This window comes from Bacillus kwashiorkori (assembly GCF_001375515.1).
GTDB lineage: Bacteria > Bacillota > Bacilli > Bacillales > Caldibacillaceae > Bacillus_BK > Bacillus_BK kwashiorkori.
The window spans coordinates 100,231-126,452 of the sequence record NZ_CTDX01000016.1 but is presented as its reverse complement, the minus strand read 5'-3'; the positions used below and the strand labels follow the sequence as shown (position 1 = coordinate 126,452).

23 protein-coding genes are annotated in these 26,222 nt (G+C 33.3%); 6 read left to right on the top strand and 17 right to left on the bottom strand.

The window, feature by feature from the left end; translation table 11 throughout:
* Positions 1-66: 66 nt before the first annotated feature.
* The 5 genes from BN1242_RS09825 to ezrA form a co-directional block, all read right to left on the bottom strand.
* Entirely contained in the window at positions 67-1,695 is a 1,629-nt protein-coding gene (locus tag BN1242_RS09825) for an amidohydrolase (protein ID WP_062355076.1), read from the bottom strand.
* 175 nt (positions 1,696-1,870) lie between these two features.
* Positions 1,871-2,068 (bottom strand): alpha/beta-type small acid-soluble spore protein, encoded by a 198-nt coding sequence (locus BN1242_RS09820; RefSeq protein ID WP_062355073.1) that lies wholly within the window; start codon positions 2,066-2,068, stop codon positions 1,871-1,873.
* A gap of 110 nt (positions 2,069-2,178) precedes the next feature.
* Complete coding sequence (gene thiI, locus BN1242_RS09815; protein WP_062355070.1) at positions 2,179-3,384, bottom strand: tRNA uracil 4-sulfurtransferase ThiI; 1,206 nt, start codon at positions 3,382-3,384, stop codon at positions 2,179-2,181.
* 4 nt (positions 3,385-3,388) lie between these two features.
* Entirely contained in the window at positions 3,389-4,534 is a 1,146-nt protein-coding gene (locus tag BN1242_RS09810; RefSeq protein ID WP_062355067.1) for a cysteine desulfurase family protein, read from the bottom strand.
* 114 nt (positions 4,535-4,648) lie between these two features.
* Complete coding sequence (ezrA, locus tag BN1242_RS09805; protein WP_062355064.1) at positions 4,649-6,334, bottom strand: septation ring formation regulator EzrA; 1,686 nt, start codon at positions 6,332-6,334, stop codon at positions 4,649-4,651.
* Positions 6,335-6,592: 258 nt separating this feature from the next.
* On the opposite strand from ezrA, the gene BN1242_RS09800 reads away from it, so the two are divergent.
* Positions 6,593-7,072: a GAF domain-containing protein gene (locus BN1242_RS09800; RefSeq protein WP_062355061.1), complete on the top strand. Its 480-nt coding sequence runs from the start codon at positions 6,593-6,595 to the stop codon at positions 7,070-7,072.
* A gap of 209 nt (positions 7,073-7,281) precedes the next feature.
* Here BN1242_RS09800 and BN1242_RS09795 read toward each other — a convergent pair whose 3' ends face one another.
* A complete protein-coding gene (locus BN1242_RS09795; protein ID WP_062355058.1) occupies positions 7,282-9,120 on the bottom strand; it encodes a sensor domain-containing diguanylate cyclase in 1,839 nt (612 codons plus the stop codon).
* 22 nt (positions 9,121-9,142) lie between these two features.
* Positions 9,143-9,724 (bottom strand): hypothetical protein, encoded by a 582-nt coding sequence (locus BN1242_RS09790; protein WP_062355056.1) that lies wholly within the window; start codon positions 9,722-9,724, stop codon positions 9,143-9,145.
* Between the two features lie 382 nt (positions 9,725-10,106).
* Here BN1242_RS09790 and rpsD point away from each other — a divergent pair, with 382 nt between their 5' ends.
* Positions 10,107-10,709: a 30S ribosomal protein S4 gene (rpsD, locus tag BN1242_RS09785; protein WP_062355053.1), complete on the top strand. Its 603-nt coding sequence runs from the start codon at positions 10,107-10,109 to the stop codon at positions 10,707-10,709.
* Between the two features lie 216 nt (positions 10,710-10,925).
* On the opposite strand, the gene BN1242_RS09780 is transcribed toward rpsD, so the two are convergent.
* On the bottom strand, positions 10,926-11,939 hold the full coding sequence (locus BN1242_RS09780; RefSeq protein ID WP_062355049.1) for a type II TA system antitoxin MqsA family protein: 1,014 nt from the start codon (positions 11,937-11,939) through the stop codon (positions 10,926-10,928).
* A 17-nt stretch (positions 11,940-11,956) separates the two neighbouring features.
* A complete protein-coding gene (locus BN1242_RS09775) occupies positions 11,957-12,346 on the bottom strand; it encodes a type II toxin-antitoxin system MqsR family toxin (RefSeq protein WP_062355044.1) in 390 nt (129 codons plus the stop codon).
* A gap of 451 nt (positions 12,347-12,797) precedes the next feature.
* On the opposite strand from BN1242_RS09775, the gene BN1242_RS09770 reads away from it, so the two are divergent.
* Together BN1242_RS09770 and BN1242_RS09765 are read left to right on the top strand one after the other, a co-directional pair.
* Complete coding sequence (locus tag BN1242_RS09770; RefSeq protein WP_062355041.1) at positions 12,798-14,168, top strand: hypothetical protein; 1,371 nt, start codon at positions 12,798-12,800, stop codon at positions 14,166-14,168.
* Positions 14,169-14,680: 512 nt separating this feature from the next.
* Positions 14,681-15,679 (top strand): replication-relaxation family protein, encoded by a 999-nt coding sequence (locus BN1242_RS09765; protein ID WP_062355038.1) that lies wholly within the window; start codon positions 14,681-14,683, stop codon positions 15,677-15,679.
* Between the two features lie 502 nt (positions 15,680-16,181).
* Here BN1242_RS09765 and BN1242_RS09760 read toward each other — a convergent pair.
* The 6 genes from BN1242_RS09760 to BN1242_RS09735 all read right to left on the bottom strand — a co-directional run bounded on the left by BN1242_RS09760 (position 16,182) and on the right by BN1242_RS09735 (position 19,669).
* A complete protein-coding gene (locus BN1242_RS09760; protein WP_238985132.1) occupies positions 16,182-16,433 on the bottom strand; it encodes a hypothetical protein in 252 nt (83 codons plus the stop codon).
* A 327-nt stretch (positions 16,434-16,760) separates the two neighbouring features.
* Entirely contained in the window at positions 16,761-16,979 is a 219-nt protein-coding gene (locus BN1242_RS09755) for a hypothetical protein (protein ID WP_062355035.1), read from the bottom strand.
* Positions 16,980-17,110: 131 nt separating this feature from the next.
* The gene (locus BN1242_RS09750; protein WP_062355032.1) at positions 17,111-17,332 is read right to left on the bottom strand and encodes a hypothetical protein; all 222 of its coding nucleotides are present in this window, start codon (positions 17,330-17,332) and stop codon (positions 17,111-17,113) included.
* Between the two features lie 129 nt (positions 17,333-17,461).
* Positions 17,462-19,033: an IS66 family transposase gene (gene tnpC / locus BN1242_RS09745; protein ID WP_062352944.1), complete on the bottom strand. Its 1,572-nt coding sequence runs from the start codon at positions 19,031-19,033 to the stop codon at positions 17,462-17,464.
* A gap of 91 nt (positions 19,034-19,124) precedes the next feature.
* On the bottom strand, positions 19,125-19,478 hold the full coding sequence (gene tnpB / locus BN1242_RS09740) for an IS66 family insertion sequence element accessory protein TnpB (RefSeq protein ID WP_062351739.1): 354 nt from the start codon (positions 19,476-19,478) through the stop codon (positions 19,125-19,127).
* Entirely contained in the window at positions 19,475-19,669 is a 195-nt protein-coding gene (locus tag BN1242_RS09735; RefSeq protein WP_062351737.1) for a hypothetical protein, read from the bottom strand. The genes tnpB and BN1242_RS09735 overlap by 4 nt, the downstream gene beginning before the upstream one ends.
* Positions 19,670-19,929: 260 nt before the next feature.
* On the opposite strand from BN1242_RS09735, the gene BN1242_RS09730 reads away from it, so the two are divergent.
* Positions 19,930-20,574 (top strand): hypothetical protein, encoded by a 645-nt coding sequence (locus BN1242_RS09730; protein ID WP_062355029.1) that lies wholly within the window; start codon positions 19,930-19,932, stop codon positions 20,572-20,574.
* Between the two features lie 585 nt (positions 20,575-21,159).
* Here the strand turns inward: BN1242_RS09730 and BN1242_RS13955 are convergent.
* Positions 21,160-21,381, bottom strand: coding sequence for a DUF7695 domain-containing protein (locus BN1242_RS13955; RefSeq protein ID WP_062355027.1), 222 nt, complete (start codon positions 21,379-21,381; stop codon positions 21,160-21,162).
* Between the two features lie 138 nt (positions 21,382-21,519).
* Here BN1242_RS13955 and BN1242_RS09720 point away from each other — a divergent pair, with 138 nt between their 5' ends.
* The gene (locus tag BN1242_RS09720; RefSeq protein ID WP_338022903.1) at positions 21,520-24,069 is read left to right on the top strand and encodes a Spaf_1101 family AAA-like ATPase; all 2,550 of its coding nucleotides are present in this window, start codon (positions 21,520-21,522) and stop codon (positions 24,067-24,069) included.
* A gap of 568 nt (positions 24,070-24,637) precedes the next feature.
* Here the strand turns inward: BN1242_RS09720 and tnpC (BN1242_RS09715) are convergent.
* Positions 24,638-26,209 (bottom strand): IS66 family transposase, encoded by a 1,572-nt coding sequence (gene tnpC / locus BN1242_RS09715; RefSeq protein WP_062352944.1) that lies wholly within the window; start codon positions 26,207-26,209, stop codon positions 24,638-24,640.
* Positions 26,210-26,222: the final 13 nt, after the last annotated feature.

The following is a 26,222-nucleotide window of genomic DNA, read 5'->3' as shown; positions in this document are numbered from 1 at the left end:
TTAAATTTAAGGACCTAATACTAAGGAAAACTGCTTGCAGCATGTAGTATTAGGTCTTCTTTTTAATTAATTTTCAAACGAAGCAAAGCTTAGGATATTTTCATTTTGATAAACAATTTGATCGTTGATTACCGTCATCGCAACTTTCGTCGACAATAGCTTTTCTGCTGAATTTTGAAAAATATCCTCATCAAAAATGGTAAAATCCGCAATAAAACCGGGACTAATCATCCCCCTATCATGTTCATGACCACAAGCATAGGCACTTCCTTTTGTATACAAACATACCGCTTCAAAAAGCGTTAACTTTTCTTCTGGACTATACACATTTTTATCTTTGTCATTTTCTCTTGTTCGTGTTACTGCTGTATAAATACCTAGAAGTGGGTTGATTGGTTCAATTGGAGCATCGGAACCACCAGCACACGCTATTCCCGCTTGTAAGAACGATTTCCATGCATACAGGTAGTCAATTTTTCCAACTCCCACTCGGTCAAATACCCATGGAAAATCTGAAGCTAAAAAACCGGGCTGGATATCTAAAACAACCGGTAATTTACACAGACGTTCGAAATCGCCTTTTTGTACTAACGGAGCATGAATAATTCTATCGGGAGTATTTTTATGAGCTGGATATGTTTCAATTGCATCAATGACCCACTGTAATGCTAAGTCACCAATCGCATGTACAGCAATTGGTACATTCATTTCCCTGGCTTTTTTTACTAAATTTGTTAATTCTTCTTTCGTATGAATAGCTACTCCCGTCGTACTTGGATCATCGACATAAGGAAAGCTTAATAATGCCGTTCTCCCGCCGAGAGAACCATCAGCAAATATTTTCATTGCACCATATTCAATTAAGTTTGTCCCGCCTAAATATGCATTTCCTTCATTATACCATTCGTCAATGATTCCGTTATGAAGCAATAAATGTGTCCTAAGTAAATATCCTTCTTCTTCCAACACTTCATAGAATGCAGCAAGCGTTTCATGATAACTACCATAATAATTTAAATCTTCGGTGTGGACACCTGTAATACCTAACTGATGACATTGTTCGACTGCTTTTCGGAGCGCTTGTTTTAAATATGTTTTATTCACTTTTGGCATAACTTGAGAAACTAAATTTAGAGCATTATCACTTAATATTCCTGTTGGCTCTCCATCTGTCTGTTTATCAATATACCCACCTGTTGGCTGTACGGTATCCTTCGTTATATTGGCTAGCTGTAGAGCTTTCGAATTTACAACTGCAGTATGGCGACAAATACGTTTTAAAATGACAGGTCGATGTGGGATGATATGATCGATATCTTCTTTCGTTATTCTTTCGTTATGTATCCATTGATTTTCATTCCAACCTTCACCAATGATCCATTCATTGTCATAGGATTTTTCTGCAAACATTTGAACTGCCTGTAACACTTCTTCTTTCGATTTATATTTTGTTAAATCTAATTTGAGAAATGTTTCACCAAAGCCAATTAAATGTAAATGACTGTCTACTAATCCTGGAATTAATGTCTTCCCTTGCAAATCAATTCTTCTGCCGATTTCATCATGATACTTCTTTAATATTTCCTGTTTCTTCCCGACAGCAATAATTGTACCATCTTTTGTGAAGATGGACTCTACTTTTTCCCCTTCTGCTTCCATCGTATAAATATGACCATTGAACCATAATGTTCCCAATGTAATCACTCCAAAAAAATATGTATATTTTTTTCATATTATCATACAATGAAAGCGGTGGGCAAAATGTACGAGAAATTGGCGGTGAACAGTCTATTGGAAAAAATTACTCAGCCAATGGACAAAATAAAATAGGGCGGGAAACCCCGCCCTTAAGCCATGCATATTTGTTATATTAACGACCGCTTAATTGTTGTTGTGCCATCGATACTAAACGTTTCGTAATTTCTCCACCTACAGAACCGTTAGCACGTGATGTAGTTTCAGCACCTAAATTAACACCAAATTCTTGAGCAATTTCATATTTCATTTGTTGAAGAGCTTGGTCTGCTCCTGGAACTAACAATTGGTTACTGTTGTTATTGGAAGCCATTTGTTTTTCACCTCCTTGTGTCAATTAGAGTATGTAAAAACAGATGGCTTCATACTTATAATTTACAGGTAAATGTTAGTAATTTTTTTCGTAATGGTAACGCGATTACACTAAAATAATGATTCTATTTCTTGGTTCATATCTTGTCCTGCATGAATTTCAACGATTTCGACACCTTCCATAGCTTGTTCAATGAAAGGTTCAATATTCATCCGAATTTCATATTGATGAACTTTATCTTTTTTAGGTTTTGTCTTCGGTTGTGATGGCGTAAAAATTGTACAACAATCTTCGAAAGGTCGGTTCGATATATCTAACGTATTTATTTCCCGAGCAATACGGATAATATCATCTTTATCCATTGTCACTAGCGGCCGGATAACCGGGGTATTTGTCACTTCATTAATCACATGCATACTATCCAAAGTTTGGCTGGCGACTTGTCCTAGGCTTTCCCCAGTAATGATAGCTAATCCTTCTTCTCGATTACGTATTGCATCCGTTATTTGTAACATTACTCTCCGCATAACGGTCATCGTATAGTTTTCAGGAATATGTTGAATAATATGCTGCTGAATTTCTGTGAATGGGACAATATAAAGCTTGAACATACCGCTCACTTCAGCTAATCTTTTTCCTAGATCGAGTACCTTTTCCTTCGAACGCTCACTAGTATAGGGCGGACTAAAGAAATGAACACCTTCTACTAATAAACCTCGTTTCATAGCTAAATAACCTGCTACTGGACTATCAATCCCACCCGATAACATGAGCATAGCTTTTCCACTAGAGCCAACAGGCAGTCCGCCCGCACCTTTAATAATTTCACAAGTTAAATAAATCGCATTTTTTCGAACTTCAACTTTTAAATCTACATCAGGATGATGAACATCAACAGTTAAGTCATTTATATTTTTTAATAAATGCCCACCGATCATTTGATTTAAATCGTTCGTATCATATTCATATGTTTTGTCCGCTCTTTTTGCCGAAACTTTAAATTTCTTCCCAGTGGCATTTAGTTCATTGAAAAGATGAACTGCTTGTTTTTTTACATTTTCTATATCTCGATCGACTTTTAATACAGGACTAAATGATTGAATTCCGAATACCTTTGACAGCTTTTCCGAAATAGAATGCCAGTTTTCACCATTTAAACTAATGTACATTCGATCTCGATTGGCATGAATTTTTATATTTTTAAAATCCTTTAACACATATTGAACATTACGTCTTAATTTGTCTACAAAAAGATTGCGATTACGCCCTTTTAAAGATAATTCACCGTATCGGATTAAAATTTGATCGTACATCATTTTGCTATCTCCTCATTATTTTTTGCAATTTATTGATACTCTTTTTTATCACATTTATCGCTATTCGAATATCTTCTTCTGTAGTGTCGTCTGAAAGACTAATACGGATAGAAGATAGTGCTAATCTTTCAGAAACACCCATAGCGAGCAATACTTTACTCGGTTCTGCCAATTTGGATGAACAAGCACTCGTGGAAGAAACAAACACTTCCTCCTCTTCAATCGCATGTACAAGTACTTCTGCTTTAAAGTTTTCTACAGAAAAGTTTAATATATGTGGTGCAGAGTGGTCAATTGGTGTGTGGATATGGACTCCATTAATGGATGAAAGTGCCTCTCTCATTTGATTTTTTAACGCAGCCATCTTCGGTTGGCTAGTGTCTGCTCGTTCCATTGTCAGTCGTAACGCTTTAGCCATCGCCACGATTCCCGCGACATTTTCTGTTCCACTGCGTAATTTCCCTTCTTGTCCACCCCCAGATAAAAGAGGTTGCAACCTAATACTAGAACGGATATATAGAGCACCGACACCTTTCAAACCATGAAACTTATGAGCAGAAATGGTCGCTAAATCAACGTGACAATCGTGAAGTGGTAATGGAACTTTACCAACCCCTTGTACATAATCGACGTGAAAGAATATTTTAGGATATTGAGACAATATTTCACCAATTTGTTTAATAGGTTGTATCGTACCAACTTCATTATTCACATGCATAACAGATACTAGTATAGTGTCGGGCCGGATAGCTAGTTTTAAGTCTTCCAAATTTATTCTTCCCTCATGATTGACAGGCAAATAAGTTACTTCATAGCCTAATAATTTTAACTGCTCACATGCTTCGATGACAGATGGATGTTCAACACTAGAAGTAATAATATGTTTGCCACGATTTTTATATGTTAAGGCAATACTTTTTATTGCCATATTATTTCCTTCTGTACCACCAGAAGTAAAAATCATTTCGTTATTATTAACACCTAATAGTGAAGCAATTTGTTGACGTGCTTGATTTAGTAATTTTTCTGCTTGAATTCCAATATGATGTAAAGAAGAGGGATTGCCATAAAAAGATTCCGAAACTTTTACATACGTATCTAACACTTCTCTTTTTGGTTTTGTCGTTGCACTGTTATCTAAATATATCAAAAAAGGATCCCCTTTCTAAATGGAAAATTTGGATTACCGTTAGTTTCAATAGCCAATTAGGAAATATGCTATTTCAAACAAAAAAGGGCTTTGAAAATCTCGCCCTTGTTTTTATTAATTATTATTTAATATATTTTCTATTTTTTTCAAAGCTCCTGGCTCAACAGACTCTACTGCGGATGCCGCTTCTTCTAAAGCTAGATTATAATCAAATCTGCGAAATGCATTTTCCGCAACAGTTAATTTTTCATTGACTAGATGGTTACGGCTACGGTAACGATTACCATATTGTATAATTTTTTCAATTAAATATACATTTTCAATCATTTCTTCTACTTGACTAGATAGAGATTCAACACGTTCTTCCGCTTGAGCTAGTGATTTCTGAACAGCTAACATTAATAATGGTTTTTGCTCTAAATATTTCATACATTCTTCCAATGACTCTGCTGCTTCCACAAACAGAATTTCTAATGACGAAGGTAGCCCAGGAATATTACTTTTAGTCACCAGTCGATTTGTTTCTTGAATTTTTCGTTTTAATTCTTGCATTTTTGCTCGTGCATTAATTTCATCTTTTCGTAATGCTTTTAACATATTAGCGAATTCGATTTGCATCTCCTCTACTTCAGCAATTTCTTCTGACATTGCCACTAACTTATCTTTTATTGCTGAATAGGCTGATTGATTGCCGTTAACAGACAAGAGGGCAACCGTTTTTCGTAAATGTTCAATCCAATCGGCAATTTTATTCAATAATTCTTCATCTTCAGAAGTAAGTTGGTAGCTTAATTGTACATTAGCAACTTCTTCTTTTAACTGATCATACATGCTCTCTATCGTATTTAATGAGCGACTCACCTTTTTCTGATTATCCTGCACATATTGTCTTGACTCTACTTCAATTTCTAATAACTCAAACATCGAATCAATTTGTTCCCGTAACTCCTCGATACCAGCGACTACTTCGGCAATTTCTGCTTTTTCAATAAAATCAACATATGCATTCAATTGTTTTTCAATTTTGGACAATTCTTTTTCAACATTGATATGCTCTAAAGAGTATCCTTGTTCTTTCATTTCCTTCAAACCATCTTTGAGGACTTTTATTTGGTTAGGCAATTCATGTTTACACTCATTTAGAAGAAATGGAATTGTTTCCATCCTATCATTTATTTCATGTAAATTTTCATTTGTTGCAGTTAGAATTTCCCTAGCGTCTAAATAGTTACCACTTTCTGTCGCCAGCTCAAATTCAGTAAACTTCTCTCCGATTTGTGCTAAACTTTGTTCTAATGGCTCACTAGCTTTTCCAAAAGCGTGGCGGTGGGCTAATAAACTTTTGCGAAGACTTTTATATAATTCTTGAATTTGACCAATTTCTTCGCGATTTTTTTCTTCACTACTTAATAATTCATTAAGTTGGTCAACCATTTCTTCAATTTTCATTTCTGCATCTTTTAATGTATTTTCAATTCTAGTAAAAATAGATTTCGCTTTTTTTATTCTATATTTTGTAACATAATCTTCTGCATCATACAACCATTCTTCCACATTTGGTAATTGTTCCGTAACGATTCTATCCCATGTTTTTCGCCAATCTTCAAAGAACTCTTCTGCCTGTCCTACCATCTTTAGTTGTTTTATTTTTACGACTTCATCAAGAACAGGGCGATTCATTATCTCTATTTTCCAAGATTCAAATCGATCTACTTCAGCATAATACTTCCTTTTTACGAAAAAACCGATAATCAGCAAAACAACTAATAATAATACGAAACCGATGATGAACTCTACCATACAACTGCCCCCTGTTTCTTAACAAAAATCATCTATATATATGTTATCTTTCACAAATTAATTTTACTAGTTTCTAATGTATATATCATACCATGATATTGACGATTTTTGACGAAAAATATCTGTATTTATCATTAAAAATTTCTCTTTAGAACTCATTCTTATTTTTTTCTAAATAAATATTATCATGGATAGGAAAAATATTCGACAGTTTGATTGAAAGTCTGATAAAATGGTAGGAAAAAAGGAGGGCTAGTCATGTTCAAGGTGCAAAAATATGTGGATTCAAAGGAAAAAAATTATGATTTAGTTATAAAGCAATTGGAAGCATTAATTATAGATGAACGAAATTGCATTGCAAATTTAAGTAATGCCTCTGCATTGCTTAATCAATTTCTTGAAAATATTAATTGGGTTGGTTTTTATTTAATGGAAGATGGTGAACTAGTATTAGGCCCGTTCCAAGGATTGCCTGCTTGTGTAAGAATTCCCCTTGGAAAAGGAGTTTGTGGAACTGCAGCAAATGAAAAACGCACCCTCGTTGTACCAGATGTACACGAGTTTCCAGGTCATATCGCCTGTGATGCTCAAAGTCAATCGGAAATTGTTATCCCGCTAATCAAAAATGGCGAAGTAATCGGCGTACTTGATATTGATAGCCCGATTAAAAATCGCTTTAATGAACTAGATCAACTAAAATTAGAGCAATTTGTCGGCACATTAGTGAAGTATATTTAATCTATACTTAAAGGAAAAGACAAGTGTGTGTAGGAGATGGAAGCTCTTTATAGAGTAGTACATTTCGTATTTCTTTATCGGACATTCCCCTAATAGGTTCAATTAAAAAGCCCAATATGGACAAAAAATCAGTGGTCAAAACTTCAGCCACTGATTTTTTATTTTCTTAATACCTACTATTTTGCTACCCGTTCCCATATAGTAAAAAATTATGGAGTACATGCCCGATTTTTCCCTGCCCGTTTCGCATAGTACAACGCTTCATCAGCTTTTTTAAATAATTTAAACGGATTGTTGTCATCACCCTTTTGCCAATGAGATACTCCACAAGAAATTGTTACTTGCGGACTCGTATGTTTCGGTGTTAAGTCAATCAATTTTTCCGCAAAGTGAAATCCATCTTCAAGAGAACGATTCGGCAAATAAATAGCGATTTCCTCACCGCCCCACCGAGAAGAAATTTCATATTTACTCGTACTGTTTTTAATTAATTTTGCAATTTGAATGAGAACGACATCACCTACTTGGTGCCCATACGTATCATTCACTTTCTTGAAATTATCGATATCGATTAGGACAAAAGCTCCTTCCGAATCATCTATCATCGATTGGTGAAGAATATCATCTAAATAGTTACGACTATATAATTTCGTCAAATAATCAGTAATCACTAATTGCTCTAATTCTTCCTTCAGTAATGAATTCGTTAGAGCTAATGAAGAATGGTGTGTAATCGATTGGAAAAGTTTAAACGTACCAAATGAAAAATAATAAGGTTGTTTATGTAAAACAATTGCATAACCAATAATATCGCTTTCTTGTTTCATCGGTTCGACCATTAGCGACAAAAACTTTTGAACTTGTCCATTTCTTTCTTTAGAAAGGTCCCCAATAAATAATGAGTCTTCTCCTCTTTGAATACGGGAATGAATAAATTGGAAACATTCTTGAAATTTTTCATCGTAGAAATACTCGGTACTTCCTTGCAGAATTTTTGGTTCATTGTCTACTAAACTAATAAATCCGATTTCATCTGCTGAAAACGATTGCTTTAATTCACTTACTATATATTTTATGATTTCATTCATGTTAAGATTTCGGTTTAGTTGGTGAGATATTTTTGTAACTAACCGTAAATCAGTTACAAGTTGTTTTGACTGCTGATATAAATGGGCATTTTCAATCGCACTTCCAGCTGTCTGGGCTAAATTTGAAATAAATTGGATCTCTGATGTCGATATAGTTATTGTAACATCGGCACTTATTTCTAACACACCATAAACCGCTTGCTTTCCTTTCAAAGGAAAATATAACCGTTGTTTATCCGCTTGTATTTCTTTTCGCAACTCTCCTGTAACATAGGACTCCATTGCTGGTGTATCATTTTCATTATAGTCCAGCAGTTTAAAAGGAATTTTCGGACTGTCTGTACTGTCATTGGACAAATATAAATAATAACGAAAAATTGGATAAATTTCCTGTAAAGAGTGAGTAATTTCCGTTAATACAGCATCGACATCCATCGTTGCATGGAATTTTCTAGTAATATCGTGCAATAAAGATAATCGTAATTGTTCAAAAAACATTGCTGCTGATTGAAATACTTGTTGTAAAAAGTGATACACGGTTGCGGAAAATTGTTGCCAAAAAGCGTTCGAGTAAGTTTCATTCACTTTATCTAGTATTAGTACACCAAAACACTCATAGTTTCTATCCTTCAAAAAAACCAACGTTTCTATTGAATGTGTTCCCCTTACTAATTTTACGTTCACATCATCTTCCCACTGTAAGTAGAAAGGACTTAAACGCCAATCCTCAATAAATTCAATACTCTCAAAAACAACTGTGTAGAAAAAACTCTCATCTTTCACAAGGTTGTTTTTATTAATGACAAATTGGACATTTTTTGTTTGAAAAAATGTACAAAATTTGTTGATTAACTCATTCAAGCTTTTTTCTAGTAAAAATTCTTCCTTACTTACATATAAATTTTCAAAAAGATCGCTTTTAAATTGAACTAGTAAATGTGACTCGCGCTCATTTATCATAAAATCACCTAATTGCTGAAATTTATAAGAGTAGTACTTTAACTTCATTATTAATAATTGCTAACCATAACGAGTTATCTTTTGCAAGTGGTGCAATAAAATGGACTTTATCATTTTCGTTTATCGGAAAAGAATAAATACTATCATCCGTTAGTGATGTTAAAGTTATTAGATTATTTTCTTTTTCCCAATTGATCCGATTGTTCCTATGATCCAATCTATATTTTTTATCTCTAGTTTCTTCTTCTAGGTATTCATTAAAATATACCCATTTTTTGTTAAAATGTAACCATAAACCATTTGTTTCTTTATCTTTTCGCATTTCTAACGGTTTTTCTGCCTGACTTATTTCATTGATTAAATGAAATTTATTCGAATCCAGTCGATCCACTTGAAACAACTTCAACATGTATTTTTTATGGTCATATGATAAAATTGCCACAAGTGGTTTATCATTTATATCATTTGACTCATGAATAACGATGGCAGTTTTTTCTACACTATTGTTATTACTTCCTTTTTGTAGCGAAAAGCCAGCTATAACTAAACCGATAGCAATAATTATGAAACTATAACGTGTTATTTTATCTTTGAAACTTTCCATTTTCATATCCATTCAATTAACAGTTTACTTCATTATAACATAGCATTTTGCAAACCTTTTATTTTTACAAAAAATTTTTTCATGTTTGTAAAAGCATTGTTCTAGATAATGATATAATACAGAACTATCTTGTTGTCCTTGACTTTATAATCTTTTTCTCCTATAATGTACTTTGTGTAAAATATTGCAGCCTATGCATTCAAGTTTATTGACTCATTTTGTTGCTCGGCAACTAATAGATTTGTTATTGAAAAGGATAGTTGCGAGCTGTATCGTGTAACCCTCTGCTGCTGGGGCGATGGTACATGAAAACAAAATGACATAGACAGTGAATGTAACTGTTTTTATTTTACCAAATAAAAACAAAAAGGAGGAGCTTTCAATGGCTCGTTATACAGGTCCAAGCTGGAAAATTTCCCGCCGTTTAGGTATATCTTTAAGCGGTACAGGTAAAGAATTAGAAAAACGTCCTTATGCACCAGGTCAACATGGCCCAGGACAACGGAAAAAACTTTCCGAATATGGTTTACAGTTACAAGAAAAACAAAAATTACGTCATATGTACGGTTTAAACGAACGTCAATTCCATAACACTTTCGTAAAAGCTGGTAAAATGAAAGGTGTTCATGGTGAAAACTTCATGATTCTTCTTGAATCTCGTTTAGATAACTTAGTATATCGTCTAGGTTTAGCTCGTACACGTCGTCAAGCACGTCAATTAGTAAACCATGGCCATATTTTAGTGGATGGTCGTCGCGTTGATATTCCATCTTACATCGTAAAACCTGGTCAATCCATTGGCGTACGTGAAAGATCACGCAATTTAGTAATCATTAAAGAAGCTATCGAAGCAACTAACTTTATTCCAGATTATGTTACTTTCGATGCTGATAAACTAGAAGGTACTTTTAACAGACTACCAGAACGCGCTGAACTTCCAGCAGAAATTAACGAAGCATTTATCGTTGAGTTCTACTCTCGTTAATTAATATGCTTTGTAAATAGCATATTCAAAAACCCTAGAAACCTTGATATATCAATGGTTCTAGGGTTTTTTGTTTGTATTCAGCTTTGTAGAATAATGTATTCTCCCCCAACGATCTGGGGGAGGTTTTGGGGGGACTTATTAGAGTATATTTAGTGTGGACAGACGTAGCATAAAACAAAAACCACAAGATGCTTTTCCACTTGTGGTTTTGTTTTAACTAAGACTTAGTTGCTCCGCATATTTATATGTTATTAATTCTCTGTCTCTTGTCTCTAACCAAGCCAACTCTTTATGACTCAGTTCAGATACAGATCTTGAATTATGAGGTTGAAGAAGTTTAGATATGATCTCTAATGTTTTTATTTCCTCTTCTGTAAATAATGACGAGTCAAAATCTTCAATTACAGTGAATAACTCTCCTTGACCATTTCCAAAGTCAATATATTCCCGATTAATTAACTTATCTTCATTTAATATCAAGGAAATTAACATATCATAGTTGTCAGGTACTGGACCCATCGGTAACTTGGCGTATTTCAACCCTGTTAAAGATACAGTCCAATTTTTAAAGTGAAAGAAATCAGTGAACCAAAGATATTTCATTAATTTCACTTTATATACCTGTGAGTCTCTGTAAAGAAAGTATTTAACCACATTAATTAGTTTCTCTAAATTAAATGTGGTAAAACCATTATATTCACTTGGCTCAGTTATAAAAGAACTTTCTACCATGGTATATAAACTTTTGCTACTATGGTCGACTATCATTGTTTTAACTTTAGATTTAATTCGATCATATCCCTGTTTTGTTAAATTATCTTTGTTCCGTTCAATGATCTTCAACATATTTACTGGGTCTTGCAGTAAGACAAGTTCATTATTATGACTCTGACTCTGTAAAGCTCCAGTTTCATAACGGGACAATGTTGCGTGACTCCAGCCAAGAATTTTAGCCATTTGTCTTTGGCTTATGTCATACTTTTCCCGTATCTCTATTATTTCCTCTGGAAACAATAAGTTTTTTCTTTTTCTGTATTCATTATAAGCATTTACGTAATTTTCATCTTCATTTTCCGGATCAAGAATAAGCTCTCCGCATTCATTACACTTATAATAATGTGAATCAATCGTTATTACTTCATTCTTAACAGGGTAGTCCTCTTCGATGAAAATACTTTCAAATCCCCTCGTCTCTAAACATTCTGGACAGAAATGTTCAAATGCCATAAAAAGCACCTCCAAGACTAATTTTCATCTGCATATGGGAAAGTTAGTTTTCCTTCTTCCAAATCTTCCTCGTGAAAGGAAATACACACGCATTGAGTAACTCCAAAAGGAATTACATGCACTTTAATATAGATATCTAAACCTTCAATCTTCTTTCCAAAGGTCCAGACCGAACCTTTGTTGTTTCCACTACTACTTTTATTCTGTTCAGGACCTTTGCTGTAATTTTTATAGGTTAATGTCAAAATTTCTTGTTTAACATGAGACGGTAGCCAACCTAACTTGGTTAAGGTTGCCTTATTTTTATCCCTGTTTTTAAAGATGAAGTTTTTACCTTGTTCCTGTTGTATACTTTCTTTAATTTTTAAAAGAATGGAGTTTATTTGTTGCTTAGAAGCTACATTCAATACTAATTCACACCCTAGATCACCTTTCTATCTACATATATAATATCCTGAACATTGCCGAACGTCAATTGTTTTGTTATCATCCGATAACAGTAATAAATATTATTTCCACTTAAATTAATTATTAAACAGCAAATATTCTCTTATAATCCCATTAAGTCTTTTTCTATTTTGTATCCTTGATAAAAAGAACCACCTTCACTTACAAATCGATTCTAAGCATTTGCCAGTTAGTCCCTTCCACCTTGAAATTACCTGATAAAAATTGGATGTTCCAATAAATGGTTAATTGTATCGCTTTAGCTAGATTTATTGCCAAGATAGTGCTTTGCTTTTTCCGTGATAAGAGTCTATTTTTCAAAGATGGGGGCTCAATATTCTTGTTGATACACATGAATATCAGTTTTAAAAATTGGATATATATATTAAAAATTAAGTTTTGGTGATATATATGGAAAAATTTCATTTACCTGATGATTATTTAGATGCAAATTGGGGTTTAAAGCATAAATTAGTGAAGGGATTTATTACCAATTTTAAAGATAAAAAGAAGGATATTCTAAAATTCAAGCAAAGAATATCTTGGAATACTCCATTAATATTAGAGTTGCTCGATATATTAAACCTAGTACCGGTAGATAAAAATTTTAAGTATAATAACTGGCAAGCCCCATTTAATGTAAGATGTATCATCCATAACCATTCTTTTAATACTTGTCTTGAAACAATCAATAAAGGCCAGATTTGTTCTTTTTGTTTAGTTACTGTAAGAGGGTTATCTCAGTTTGATGCAGAAAAAAAGGCAAGAGATCTTGGATATAAATTACTTGATAATTACAAAGGTTACCATAAGAAACATTTGATTGAATGTCCAAAAGGACACAAAATACATATGTATTATTCATCAATTTTTCAAGGATGCTGCGAAATATGTGGTGACGAAAGAAAAAGAAATAAACTTCGTTTCCCTTACGATAAAGTTGTCACATTGTTTTCTCAACTTAAATATTTGTATCCTAGTATTAAACTTTTGACAACAAGGACAGAATACGAAAATTATAAAGGAAAAAGCGATAGTTTTAAAATCAGATATACATGTGTATATTGCGGAAAAGAAAAAAAGGGAAAATTACAAGATATTAAAGCTCATCATCTTATGCATAAGCATTGTTCAAGTGAGTTCATTAATATCGATCGTAGATTAACTTATCAAGAGGTTGTAAATAGATTTAAAATAAAAGGGCTATTGCTAATTACAACTGAGGGAAAATTTAATTTAGAATACAAAAATAACTCATATAGAATTGAAAATAAATGTGAAAACTGCAGAATATATAGTGGCTTCAAACCAGTCAGGGATATACTAACCTCTGGCTGTCCAGTTTGCAACTTAAATTATTATAATAAACCTAACAACATCCTGCAACAGTGGTCAGATAAAATCAAAATCAACCAAAATTATACTTGCTTTAACTGTGGCTATTCTGGATCCGGATTAGAAATGCACGCTCATCATCTCTATGCTAAAAAACACTTTCCTTTATATGCCAATGAATTGTGGTGTGGTATGGTATTATGTGCATATTGCCATATACATAACACTTATGCATATCATAAATACGAAAAAATGCTTGAGGTAAAATCAACTCCGGGGATTTTTATAGACTGGATTAATAATTGGGGAGAAGGTTGTGAAAAAGAAAGCTACCGAATTCATTCACAAAAAAATAGTAAAAAATCTTCTTGCCCAAAAAATAACCTGAAATTTTTTAATGCTCATCCTTTTAACCTTTTTAAAGAAGACCTATATTTATTAAATTAAATTTAGGTCTTCCCACCAATAGTCATTTTTCCAACTCTTCAATTTTTTGCTCTTTTGCTCTTCGCTTATTCCCCTTTGTTAAGATTCTAATAAAACAGATAATTCACTCAATCCTGTCTTCTAGTTAATCTGTTTCTTATAATCCCCTTCGAACACCGCCTATTGGCATTCTAATTAAATCCTTGCTCTCTATCCTTTTTCTTTAAAAATTTTGTATTTCCCTGCGTGTTTTAATTTTTCCCAAAGTTATTTATGAGTCGACTAGAAATATCAAAATTCAAAAGTACACTATTTAAAGAACACACTTCCTATTAAATAGTGTTGCCTAAGTAATGTGCTTTGTCGAGAAAGATTGATCGGACAAACTATATTACTTGTGAAAAGTCTATTACTCACATAATTGGCAATGTTTGATGCGAGTTTTTTTGTGCTGACAATAATAGTGAAAAATAAACCTTCAAAGGTGTTCTGCCAAACAAATATCATTCACCCTAAAGAAAGGAGAAAATACAATGCAAGATAAAATTGTCCTAAAGAAAAATGCAAGACAGCGGTTGGAACTAACCAAATCTGATTTAAAGCTATTAGTATTCTTAGAACAGCAACGAATGTTAACGCTAAAGCAATTATATCAAGCTGCCAAACACTTAATTGAAATGAATATCACTGAATATAGTTTTAAGAATCGAATCCGAAAATTTGAGGATTATCAACTAATTCGCGGCGAACATTATAGTGAAGGTTTTAATGGAGAACGGTTCAAATTCTTGTGTATTGGAAGCAAGGCCGTTGATTTATTAATAGAAAACAATTTATTGGATAGCACATACAACAAACCAAAAATTTATAAATTTAATCAAAAAAAGAATCTGATGCATTTTTTATTTACGCAACAGGCAGCTATCAATATTTTAACTTATTTAAACACTGAGGTAGTAAGAGATCCAAATACAGACGAAATAAAATATTCTATTCTATACGATTTAACGTCATTCTCCCATTCACCAGCTACCTTCCCATACACAGAATGGATAAAGAAGGACAAAAACCTACATCGACAAAATAACGGGGCATATCATGCGAAAGTTGCAAAGTATATGACAGTAAATAAAACTGGCACAAAGATAAATGGAGCCACAATGACGATTGTAAAACCAGATTGGATTATTGAATTAAAAGGAAGCAGGAAATCAAGGGATGCGATTATAAATATTGAATTAGATATGGGAACGGAACCCATCGAAACATTGGTCCAAAAGGTATTTAAATATGCCATTCTAGCCAAAAAGAACCCGGACGTCCTTCACATTATGAACATTGTAATAGCGGATAACAGCTTCTCAAACCGTTCTACACTTAACAATGGAATTAAAAGGAGAGAGAACATTATGAAACAATTTGCATCAGATGCTGCAGTTGCAAATCTAGCGATACAATCTGGTTTGAAAGTAGTTGTTTCAATTTTGGAACAAAATGATGAAACAATATATAAAGCACTACGTAAATACTAATCAATCCTTTTTTCGTATAGTCATTCAATTTGAATGACTTACATACATACTAAGTTAAAGTGATATTTATCAGAATACACCATTCGTTACTATTAATAGATACTATGACGAAACGCTGAAATATCAATATTTTCCTCGTTTAAGCCTTCTTATTTTTCTTTCCTTCTTCCTATTCGTTACGATAAATGGTAACCATTATTCGAAGAAATTCACTTATATGATCGTTATTCACTCCAAGAATAGCCTTTATCATGAGATTGGTAACGATTAATAGATACCATGACAAACATTTGAAAATTCATCATTTTATTGACTTTATCTATTAATCTTACATCTAGTTTCTAATGTTAGTTACTTTTAATCGTTACCATATATGATAAAAAACAGGTGTTGACGAAATAAAGTAATAGCTAAACACTAATATTTAGGACAAAACTTTAAACTGTTGTTGCAAAACAAAAAAGACTTCTGATAAGGTTTTCAATCAGAAGTCTTTTCATTTTTAGGCTAATTTTTGAATAATTGCCTTTCTGCCAGACGGAAATTTTATTCGATTGTTTTCATCAAACGTCAGTTGCTCGTTTGCTTGATAGATGTAAAATGCCTCTCCTTCTGTCATTGCCTCCTTATCTGATTTATGCCGAACTTCAAAGATCGCTCTTGCTTCATCCAGTGACATTGCATCAATCACAGCAAATTCCTCATCCTTCTTCTCCGTTCTTCTTACTACATAATACGTTTCCATTTGATTCATTTTGGTTCCTCCATTAATTTTTTATATAAAAAATCATCGCTAAGAGTGCCAACGATTATTCTCGTCACACATCTTACCGATGATTTTTATACCTTGACCAAAAGGCCATTCTATTAAATTAGTTCATAAAAAGAAAATAAAATATCTATTACATTATCATTTTATATTACACATTACCTCTTTTTAACCCATTCCATTAAATTTGCCTCTTAAAACAACAAATTTACTTATTATAAGTCGATTAGTCTGATCCATATCACATAATAAGAAGTTAGAAAAAGCCGCTACAATGTTTAGTGGCTTTTTTCAAAGTTATCAATGATGTTTTTATGCTGCGTGTTTTGTTACTTCCTTAAATATTTTAGTTGCTACTTCTTTTGTTGCTTCTGGATTTCTAGTCATTATATATGTAATTCCTCCAGCAAGTCCTACTAAAGTTACACCTGCAAACACTGAAACAATAATAGCTGGCTTACCACCAAATCTAACCGTTTTGTTATCATGGTTATATTCGGCATAATCTTTTTCATTTTTGTTATTTTCCATTTTAATCATCACCCTTAGCTATTTGATTTAGTATTTTTTGCAATTTGCTTGAATCCAGAATTGCTTTAATTACCGCTCTAACAATGGGGATGATTGTCATAGTTGCAATTAGAGCTATAATTGCTACTGGATTATTTCTTTTTCAATTTATTGACTATTTTTTCATTCCACGATAAAACTGACCATGTGCGTCTACAGAACCCTCCCTCTCCATTATCTTTTTGCCTCACTTGACCACCAACTTGCTTACCTAATTCCGTTAAGGACCAATTGCCTTCTTCGCCATCGAGGAAGCCCTTGTCTTTCAAGAGCAAATATACTTCTTTAACTGTCATTCCTAGTTCTTTTTCCAATCATTCCGGCAGACATCCTCATAAGGTATTTAGTAAGCCCGAAATAAGAAAATGCGCACCTTCAAGGGTACGCATGCCAAATAACCGTAAAATCCTGATTTTTCAATTCGGATTCACGGTTATTTCATTTTATATGCTACATTCTTTTCGGATCATCTTCGACCAAGGCAAGTACAAATTTATAACATCTGGATTTCTATGAATATCTAAATTTGGTAAATCCTTCAGTAATTTTACAAGATACCGATAAAAATCCACACCATTTGCTTTAGCTGTCTCTGCGATACTTAAACAAATTGCATTTGCTTTTGCTCCAGCTTCGCTAACAGAAAACAGCCAATTTTTGCGTCCAATAACATTAGGACGGATGGCGTTTTCAGCGGGATTATTATGCATTTCAATTCTGCCATCATTTAGAAATGCCTTTAGTTCCTTCGCTCGTTTGAGCGTGTACTCAGCTGCTTTAGCGATTGCATTTTTCCCAAAGAATGGTGAGTTTTCTACCCAGTTAAAGAACTTATCAACAATCGGTTTCGAATATTTTTTGCGTTTCTTTTTACGTTTGCCTGGAGACAAATGTTTAAATTCCCTTTCAAGTTGAAATAAATCATCGCAATATTTTACACCGATTCGTCCATTTTTACTTTCGGCCTTTAACCAATAACGGCGAACATGAGCCCAACAATTTGCGAAGTTGACCCCTTTAATATTGTCATAAGCGGAATAACCATCGCAGATAATCGTTCCAGAATAATCACCAATGAAGCCCTCAAGAACAGATCGAGCTCGTGATAAAGAGCTTTGAAAAAGTACGATGGTTGGACCTTGATTAGGCACACTTCGGTAAACCCAATTATAAGCATTAGACTGACCAGGTTTTCCATCTGACCGATTGATAATTTGCCCATAAGTCTCATCAACGTGTAATATTGATTTAGCCAACAATATACACTTCATTCGGTCATAAATAGGCAAGAGCCAATCATGTGATGCTCGAATAACCCAATTCGAGAGGTTTTTATCATTCGTAGTTAAACCGAAACGTTCCCATTCCTTTACCTGTCGGTAAAGAGGTAAGTATTGTGAAAATTTATCGTAAATTACTTTGGCGAGTACACTAGGACCTGCGATGCTCCGTTGAATGGGAGGCTGTGGTGCTTTGCCGCGCTTTATTTGCGATTTTTGATATAAGTCACTTTTGCATTTTTTACATTCATAGGCATGCTCAATATGCTGAACTTTCTCCATTCTTGCTGGAATAAATTTAGCTTCCTCACGTATGACTTTGCTACCTATTTCTGTCATTTGGCCTTGGCAACAGTCACAAATTGTATTCTCTGGATGATGATGAATAGCCTTCACTTCAACATTGTCATGTAATGAATCATTTCGTTTTTTATTTTGAGCTTTACGTACAACAGTATAAGATACCATCTGTTGGCTTTGTTCTTCTGTGTGCTCAGATTCATTAAAAGACGGATCATTATCAAATAATGATGTTTGTCCATTGGGCGCATTATATTTAGATTTCTCTGTTTTTGATCCATATAAAAGTTTCGTTAAATAGCGAACTTGCTCGGTTAATGATTCAATCTGTTTGGATAATGCTTCATTCTGTTGATTAGAATGAGCCAATTGTTCTTCGAGAAGCTGAATTAATTTCTTATATTGATTCTGATTATTAGTAGAAGCATTAGCCATTAGATTCACCACTTTTCGTTCAAATAAGATAGTTCAAGTATATCATTCGAACATCAGTGGGAAAATAGTAAAAGTTAAATTTTAATAGAAATCAAAAGATTCCTTTTGATGATTGCTGAATAGCTTTTGGCTGTTGAATTGATAACCCTTCAAGAAGCCAGCGAAGCTCTTGCTGCGTTAAGTTTTGCACTTCGTTTTCGTTTTTTGGCCATTGGAGCTTTCCTTTATCTAAACGCTTATAAAGCATGGCGAAGCCATCTCCGTCAAAATATAAACACTTATAGCGATCTTTGCTCCATCCGGAAAATAAGAAAATCGAATCTCCGTATGGATCAAGTTCGAAGGAATCTTGAATGAGAGTAGCTAACCCATCGATTCCTTTTCTCATATCTGTTTTACCACAGATAATGTAGATGTTTTTGACACTCGTATAATCGTGCCTCATAGATTTTTCATCTCCCTCATTACGGTTTGGATGATGTGCTCATCAACGCCGTTAGAGAGGAAAATTTCAACGTTGCCCGATTTGATCGTACAAGTTGAATTGAAAAAAGTTTTTGTTGGTATTGAAGATGTAACTTTTTCGGTTTCGGGATGCAATGTAACGGGGATGATAGTAAGTTTTTGTTCAGGCATATGAAAAGCACCTCCTTTAATCGATATCTAAATTTTATCAAGAGGTGCTGCTCAATTATATGCGTTGTTTGAATGGGGGCTTACGGTATTTACCGCCGTTAGTCTCTTTTTTGTTAATACGCCCTTTGCATGAAAAAGTTTCCTTTCTCGTTTTTTTGCAGTTCCTTTGGCTTTTCTAACATAATGATAGCGTGTAGTTTTAGGTTGCACAAGACTTACTCAAGGTATATAATCCATCTCGAATGGAGGTTCTCTATAACATGGATGACTTATTAATAGAAAAGGCAATATACTGGAAAATTAGATTAAAAAAGTGTATGGATGCAGGCAGATATACTCAAGCGTCCTTTGCTGAAGCCTTAAACAATAAATATGGAACTAGTTATGGCCAAAAAGATGTTAGCCGATGGATGAATACAGGAGCCAAAAATAAAAATGGAGAAGTTGGCTTTCCTAAATTCGATACTATGCATCTAATTGCAGATTTCTTTAGTGTAGATGTTGGCTATCTCATTGGTGAAACTGATGAAATCTCGTTTTCAGTGGAGAAGGCGTGTTCTTATATGGGCTTGAATGGCGAAGCAATAAAAGCCATAAGAGAAATTACTCACCCTGAAAATGAAGCATCTTACATGAGGAAACATATGAGAGAGTCTTTTAACAAGTTTCTTTCAGCAGAGGGCTTTCCTAATTTTTTTGATAGGCTACATGATCTTCACCTTGCATCTATATTACCAAATCAAGAGAATCGCGTATTCGACACCCAAGATAGTGGAATAGACTACATCCGTGGTTTAGAGTTCAGAGGGAAAATTGCACGATATGAATTGAATGAAGCTCTGATACTACTAGTTAATGAATTATACTCTAACCAGCCACAAATAGATTTGAACATAAAAGAATGAAAAATATAGCTTATATTAGTATATTCAAAGGTTTCCAACACAACAAAATACCAAGTTATCTTGGATGAACTATTCTGGCATTTAATTAATCATATTGAACGTTGCCATTTTTGTTTTTTGTCTACACAATCGAATATTCAATTAACAAGGACATAAACCCTTATGGTTCTATGCCTCTTTATAGATTAGCTTATTAAGCTTCTATCCGTTTGTTTAAGCGGAATTCTTCACAAAATGCTCTGAAAAAGAGATTGTTTATTGCGCAACATTTAGTCTACTACAAATACCTGAGTTCCTCCACAATCTGACCCGATTGTATAAAGCTTTTCATTTAACGTAAGATTCGAATCTAAAATGTAAAAAGGTCCACACAGCTTTGAACTGTGGAACCTAATTTTTTATGGTTCCTACCAAAAACCATAAAAATTTCCAGACAGAGGCCGCTTCATGCAAATATATTATTCCAAACTTATCCATAAATATCAAGGATGATTTTACTTACTTACCTTATAATTCACCATTTAACAAAGCGAACACTCTCTATCTTACCCAGTATTAATTCACGCTAGGCCGCCTAGCAGCTATTCAACTATTTTCTTTATAAACAGAGTAACTAAAATCAATATAATCGTCTAGATGAGCTTTTTCTTCAGAATGATTGATTCCCCATCCGTAACGTTGAAAGTCCTTACCACCGTCTATGAAAATTGCACCACACTTACATCGCTTAAAATCATTGCTATGTTTTGACTCGATGATGTCATTGCACTTTTTGCAACGTACTTTGTTTATAAGTATTTTTTTCATAGGATCATCCCTTTCCAGTTTCTTGATATAGGATCCATCATTTTCAATCGTTTTTCTTGTTTACTCCATCTATCCGAACTATTAAATATCTAGTAAAATTATACTATAATCGTAGATTGCGTTAATAGTTAGGAGGCAATTAAAATAAATTTAACCTACAATAAAACACTTTTAAAAAACAGTTTTGTTAATGATATTGATTTAGCAATCAACTCAAAAAGAAAAAAATACGCAGACTATCATAAATCAGTATTCCATATTCATACACCAGCTTCTCATGATTATAGATTATTTGAAAGTTTAACAGCTGAAAAATATACGGAATTGTCAAATGAAGATTTATTTAGAATAGCCATAAAGGAACTACTATTTCCTGAAAACAGCTTAACTTTTGAAGAAGCAATGGAAATTGCAAACCAAAATAATTATTTTGAAACATTAAAAGAATACTTAACATACTTACTAATTGCCAAAAAATTGGCTGATGAGAATGTAAAATTAGCTGTCATTACTGATCACAATACCATCTCAGGATATGAAAAGCTCGTTAATGCTATAGATATTATTAATAATTCTTTTTCGTATAAAATATATACAGATATTTTTTTAGGAATTGAAATTTCCTGTGCTGATAAATGTCACGTAGTAGGTATATTTGATGCTAAGGAAGAGACAATTAGCCTCCTAAACAATTGGATTTATAGTGACATAATGGATTGTATATCCGGGACATATCAAACAAGTTTGAATGTCCTAACAAAAATAAACGAATTTGGTGGAATTGGCTATATTGCCCATATAAATAGTTCGGATATCTTTAAGCCGGACTTTCTAAGTGGTGGATACAAAGATCGTTTGTTTAATTCAATAGATAATAAATTATTAGGTGTGTCTCATTTAGATAACATTCCGAGAGTGATGGAAAATTTAAAAAGATACACCAAATGGAATTATAATTTTGTATTAGATGAGGATTCACATAGTTTAGATAACTTAGCAACTAAACCCTTTTGGATTAAAGGACAAAAAGTCAACTTTACCATGTTAAAAAATGCAATCAGAGACTTTGAAATTTCAACAGAATATAAGGAACCAGAAAAACCAAATGTATTCATTAAAGGTATCGTGGTTGAAGAAGATGGATTTCTCTCTGGAATAAATGGAAACGGAAATTTCGGTATATCATTTTCTGAATCACTTAATTGTTTCATAGGCGGTAGGGGAACAGGAAAAAGTACTGTTTTAAATACCATCAATTTCGTCCTTTCTCAAAATGTTTACGATGAGAAAGCTTTGGAAAACATTTGTAATCAAGGCAGGGTTTGTGTTGTTTGCTCATACAATGGTGAGGATTATTATATTATTTTCAATACTCCTAAAATGGATAAAAAGCAGTACACTTCTATCTTAGGGTATTTTAACAATGACCTTGACAATTATAAATATGACAAGAAATTTATATTTGATCCTAAAAAAATAAAAGATATATCAATAGAAAGGTATATTCAACTCTTTAAAAAAACCATCATTCAAAATCAAGAGTATATTGAAGAAATAACAAGGAATAAGAAAAGTCTTCTTTCAAACTTTTTTTATAGAAGATATTCTGTGAATGAGTTGGTAAGAACCTCCAGTTCAGATGAGATTACTGATTTTATCCGGGAAATGATGTTCAAAAATGAAGTACTCTCCGACAAAAGAAAAGTAGGTAATATTACTACTATTAAAGGTTTAAAACAGAAATACAAAGAGTTACCAGCTATCTTAAAAGATAGGAAGATTACTGTTCATAATACACTTGACAGTTTTAATGCTAACCATGTAAATCAATTAAAAATCACCTACTACCAAAATAATATTAATGAGTTTATACTTAACTGGGTTGAAATTTTAGAAGTGAAAATGGAAGATCCAGACAACTATTTTGAAAAATTCAATATAAAAATTGAGGATTTAATTGAATACTTATCTCTTTTAAGTGAAAAATCTGATCCTATTAATGTTTTTTTATTACTCAGCGAAAAGAATTATAATAAAATATTAGATTTGGAGAATATCAAAGAACATACTTCTTCCCTATCTAAAAAACAAGTAAACGAGGGAATTGTTGATATATCGAGTAATAATGTAACAACATTTTTTGATATTATACGCAGGAGAGTACTGGAAAACGGATTACCTCATGCAGTCGAACTAATAAAAAACTACTTACTGGATTTTGATGAATTTGATTTAGAATTTAATATAAATAACATGGAAATGAACAAACCAGTTGGAAAAATATTTAAAAGCGTGAAAGAACTATCGTTGGGGCAAAAAGTGGTTGCTATGTTATCATTTATTTTATCCTATAGTGATTTTTCGAATGATTATACCCCCCTTATCATTGACCAACCTGAAGATAATTTGGATAATAGGTATATTTATAAGAACTTAGTCAGTGATTTAAGAAAAGCGAAGTCAAAAAGACAGGTCATTATCGCAACACACAATTCTACCATTGTTACAAATTCTAAGGCAGAACAAGTTATTGTTATGGCATCGAATAACACGAATGGTTGGGTTGAAGCGACTGGATATCCTACTGAAAAATCAATTTTATTACACATAGTAAATTTACTTGAAGGTGGGGTAGAATCCTTTAAACATAAACAATTTCTTTATCAAGATATTTTAGATGGGAAATAAAATAAAAGTTTACAAGAAGTTTGAATTTATCATTCCCATGTGTAATTGTCGAAAATAGAGAAGCTCCCGTACTCAAGAAATATACCTTGTGTATTGGGGTGTATTTGGCAATTAAATAATGCTGTTTATGGCGGAATGTTTTTTGAATGTAAATAAGCCGAAAATATGCAAAGAAATGAAAAAAAAACTGCATATTTTCGACTTATTAAAAATTGGAGATATTGAACAAACGCGCCCGTTTGTTGAGTATTTTTCGTTTCCTTATGTTATCAGAAAAAACAATTGCGTATCATATTGGAGGATATATACACAAAAGAGTCTACACTTATTGAAAAAGAGAAGGAATACATTGCTGATTTTCCGATTTAGAAAAAAGAAACCGAAAGTCTATCGGTTCGGTTAAATACCGGAAAAACCTTCGGAAATAGACATTAATTTATTTTAATTTCCCCCCAAAGACTGGCATGATACGTAAGCCCGAAATAAGAAAATGCGCACCTTCAAGGGTACGCATGCCAAATAACCGTAAAATCCTGATTTTTCAATTCGGATTCACGGTTATTTCATTTTATATGCTACATTCTTTTCGGATCATCTTCGACCAAGGCAAGTACAAATTTATAACATCTGGATTTCTATGAATATCTAAATTTGGTAAATCCTTCAGTAATTTTACAAGATACCGATAAAAATCCACACCATTTGCTTTAGCTGTCTCTGCGATACTTAAACAAATTGCATTTGCTTTTGCTCCAGCTTCGCTAACAGAAAACAGCCAATTTTTGCGTCCAATAACATTAGGACGGATGGCGTTTTCAGCGGGATTATTATGCATTTCAATTCTGCCATCATTTAGAAATGCCTTTAGTTCCTTCGCTCGTTTGAGCGTGTACTCAGCTGCTTTAGCGATTGCATTTTTCCCAAAGAATGGTGAGTTTTCTACCCAGTTAAAGAACTTATCAACAATCGGTTTCGAATATTTTTTGCGTTTCTTTTTACGTTTGCCTGGAGACAAATGTTTAAATTCCCTTTCAAGTTGAAATAAATCATCGCAATATTTTACACCGATTCGTCCATTTTTACTTTCGGCCTTTAACCAATAACGGCGAACATGAGCCCAACAATTTGCGAAGTTGACCCCTTTAATATTGTCATAAGCGGAATAACCATCGCAGATAATCGTTCCAGAATAATCACCAATGAAGCCCTCAAGAACAGATCGAGCTCGTGATAAAGAGCTTTGAAAAAGTACGATGGTTGGACCTTGATTAGGCACACTTCGGTAAACCCAATTATAAGCATTAGACTGACCAGGTTTTCCATCTGACCGATTGATAATTTGCCCATAAGTCTCATCAACGTGTAATATTGATTTAGCCAACAATATACACTTCATTCGGTCATAAATAGGCAAGAGCCAATCATGTGATGCTCGAATAACCCAATTCGAGAGGTTTTTATCATTCGTAGTTAAACCGAAACGTTCCCATTCCTTTACCTGTCGGTAAAGAGGTAAGTATTGTGAAAATTTATCGTAAATTACTTTGGCGAGTACACTAGGACCTGCGATGCTCCGTTGAATGGGAGGCTGTGGTGCTTTGCCGCGCTTTATTTGCGATTTTTGATATAAGTCACTTTTGCATTTTTTACATTCATAGGCATGCTCAATATGCTGAACTTTCTCCATTCTTGCTGGAATAAATTTAGCTTCCTCACGTATGACTTTGCTACCTATTTCTGTCATTTGGCCTTGGCAACAGTCACAAATTGTATTCTCTGGATGATGATGAATAGCCTTCACTTCAACATTGTCATGTAATGAATCATTTCGTTTTTTATTTTGAGCTTTACGTACAACAGTATAAGATACCATCTGTTGGCTTTGTTCTTCTGTGTGCTCAGATTCATTAAAAGACGGATCATTATCAAATAATGATGTTTGTCCATTGGGCGCATTATATTTAGATTTCTCTGTTTTTGATCCATATAAAAGTTTCGTTAAATAGCGAACTTGCTCGGTTAATGATTCAATCTGTTTGGATAATGCTTCATTCTGTTGATTAGAATGAGCCAATTGTTCTTCGAGAAGCTGAATTAATTTCTTATATTGATTCTGATTATTAGTAGAAGCATTAGCCATTAGATTCACCACT

What these genes read in the sequence shown, in the direction of transcription:
- BN1242_RS09820 (WP_062355073.1), bottom strand. Translation starts at nt 2,068, where the DNA reads ATGGCTTCCAATAACAACAGTAACCAATTGTTAGTTCCAGGAGCAGAC.
- thiI (WP_062355070.1), bottom strand. Translation starts at nt 3,384, where the DNA reads ATGATGTACGATCAAATTTTAATCCGATACGGTGAATTATCTTTAAAA.
- ezrA (WP_062355064.1), bottom strand. Translation starts at nt 6,334, where the DNA reads ATGGTAGAGTTCATCATCGGTTTCGTATTATTATTAGTTGTTTTGCTG.
- BN1242_RS09800 (WP_062355061.1), top strand. Translation starts at nt 6,593, where the DNA reads ATGTTCAAGGTGCAAAAATATGTGGATTCAAAGGAAAAAAATTATGAT.
- BN1242_RS09795 (WP_062355058.1), bottom strand. Translation starts at nt 9,120, where the DNA reads ATGATAAATGAGCGCGAGTCACATTTACTAGTTCAATTTAAAAGCGAT.
- BN1242_RS09790 (WP_062355056.1), bottom strand. Translation starts at nt 9,724, where the DNA reads ATGGAAAGTTTCAAAGATAAAATAACACGTTATAGTTTCATAATTATT.
- rpsD (WP_062355053.1), top strand. Translation starts at nt 10,107, where the DNA reads ATGGCTCGTTATACAGGTCCAAGCTGGAAAATTTCCCGCCGTTTAGGT.
- BN1242_RS09780 (WP_062355049.1), bottom strand. Translation starts at nt 11,939, where the DNA reads ATGGCATTTGAACATTTCTGTCCAGAATGTTTAGAGACGAGGGGATTT.
- BN1242_RS09770 (WP_062355041.1), top strand. Translation starts at nt 12,798, where the DNA reads ATGGAAAAATTTCATTTACCTGATGATTATTTAGATGCAAATTGGGGT.
- BN1242_RS09765 (WP_062355038.1), top strand. Translation starts at nt 14,681, where the DNA reads ATGCAAGATAAAATTGTCCTAAAGAAAAATGCAAGACAGCGGTTGGAA.
- BN1242_RS09760 (WP_238985132.1), bottom strand. Translation starts at nt 16,433, where the DNA reads ATGAATCAAATGGAAACGTATTATGTAGTAAGAAGAACGGAGAAGAAG.
- BN1242_RS09755 (WP_062355035.1), bottom strand. Translation starts at nt 16,979, where the DNA reads ATGGAAAATAACAAAAATGAAAAAGATTATGCCGAATATAACCATGAT.
- tnpC (WP_062352944.1), bottom strand. Translation starts at nt 19,033, where the DNA reads ATGGCTAATGCTTCTACTAATAATCAGAATCAATATAAGAAATTAATT.
- tnpB (WP_062351739.1), bottom strand. Translation starts at nt 19,478, where the DNA reads ATGAGGCACGATTATACGAGTGTCAAAAACATCTACATTATCTGTGGT.
- BN1242_RS09735 (WP_062351737.1), bottom strand. Translation starts at nt 19,669, where the DNA reads ATGCCTGAACAAAAACTTACTATCATCCCCGTTACATTGCATCCCGAA.
- BN1242_RS09730 (WP_062355029.1), top strand. Translation starts at nt 19,930, where the DNA reads ATGGATGACTTATTAATAGAAAAGGCAATATACTGGAAAATTAGATTA.
- BN1242_RS13955 (WP_062355027.1), bottom strand. Translation starts at nt 21,381, where the DNA reads ATGAAAAAAATACTTATAAACAAAGTACGTTGCAAAAAGTGCAATGAC.
- tnpC (WP_062352944.1), bottom strand. Translation starts at nt 26,209, where the DNA reads ATGGCTAATGCTTCTACTAATAATCAGAATCAATATAAGAAATTAATT.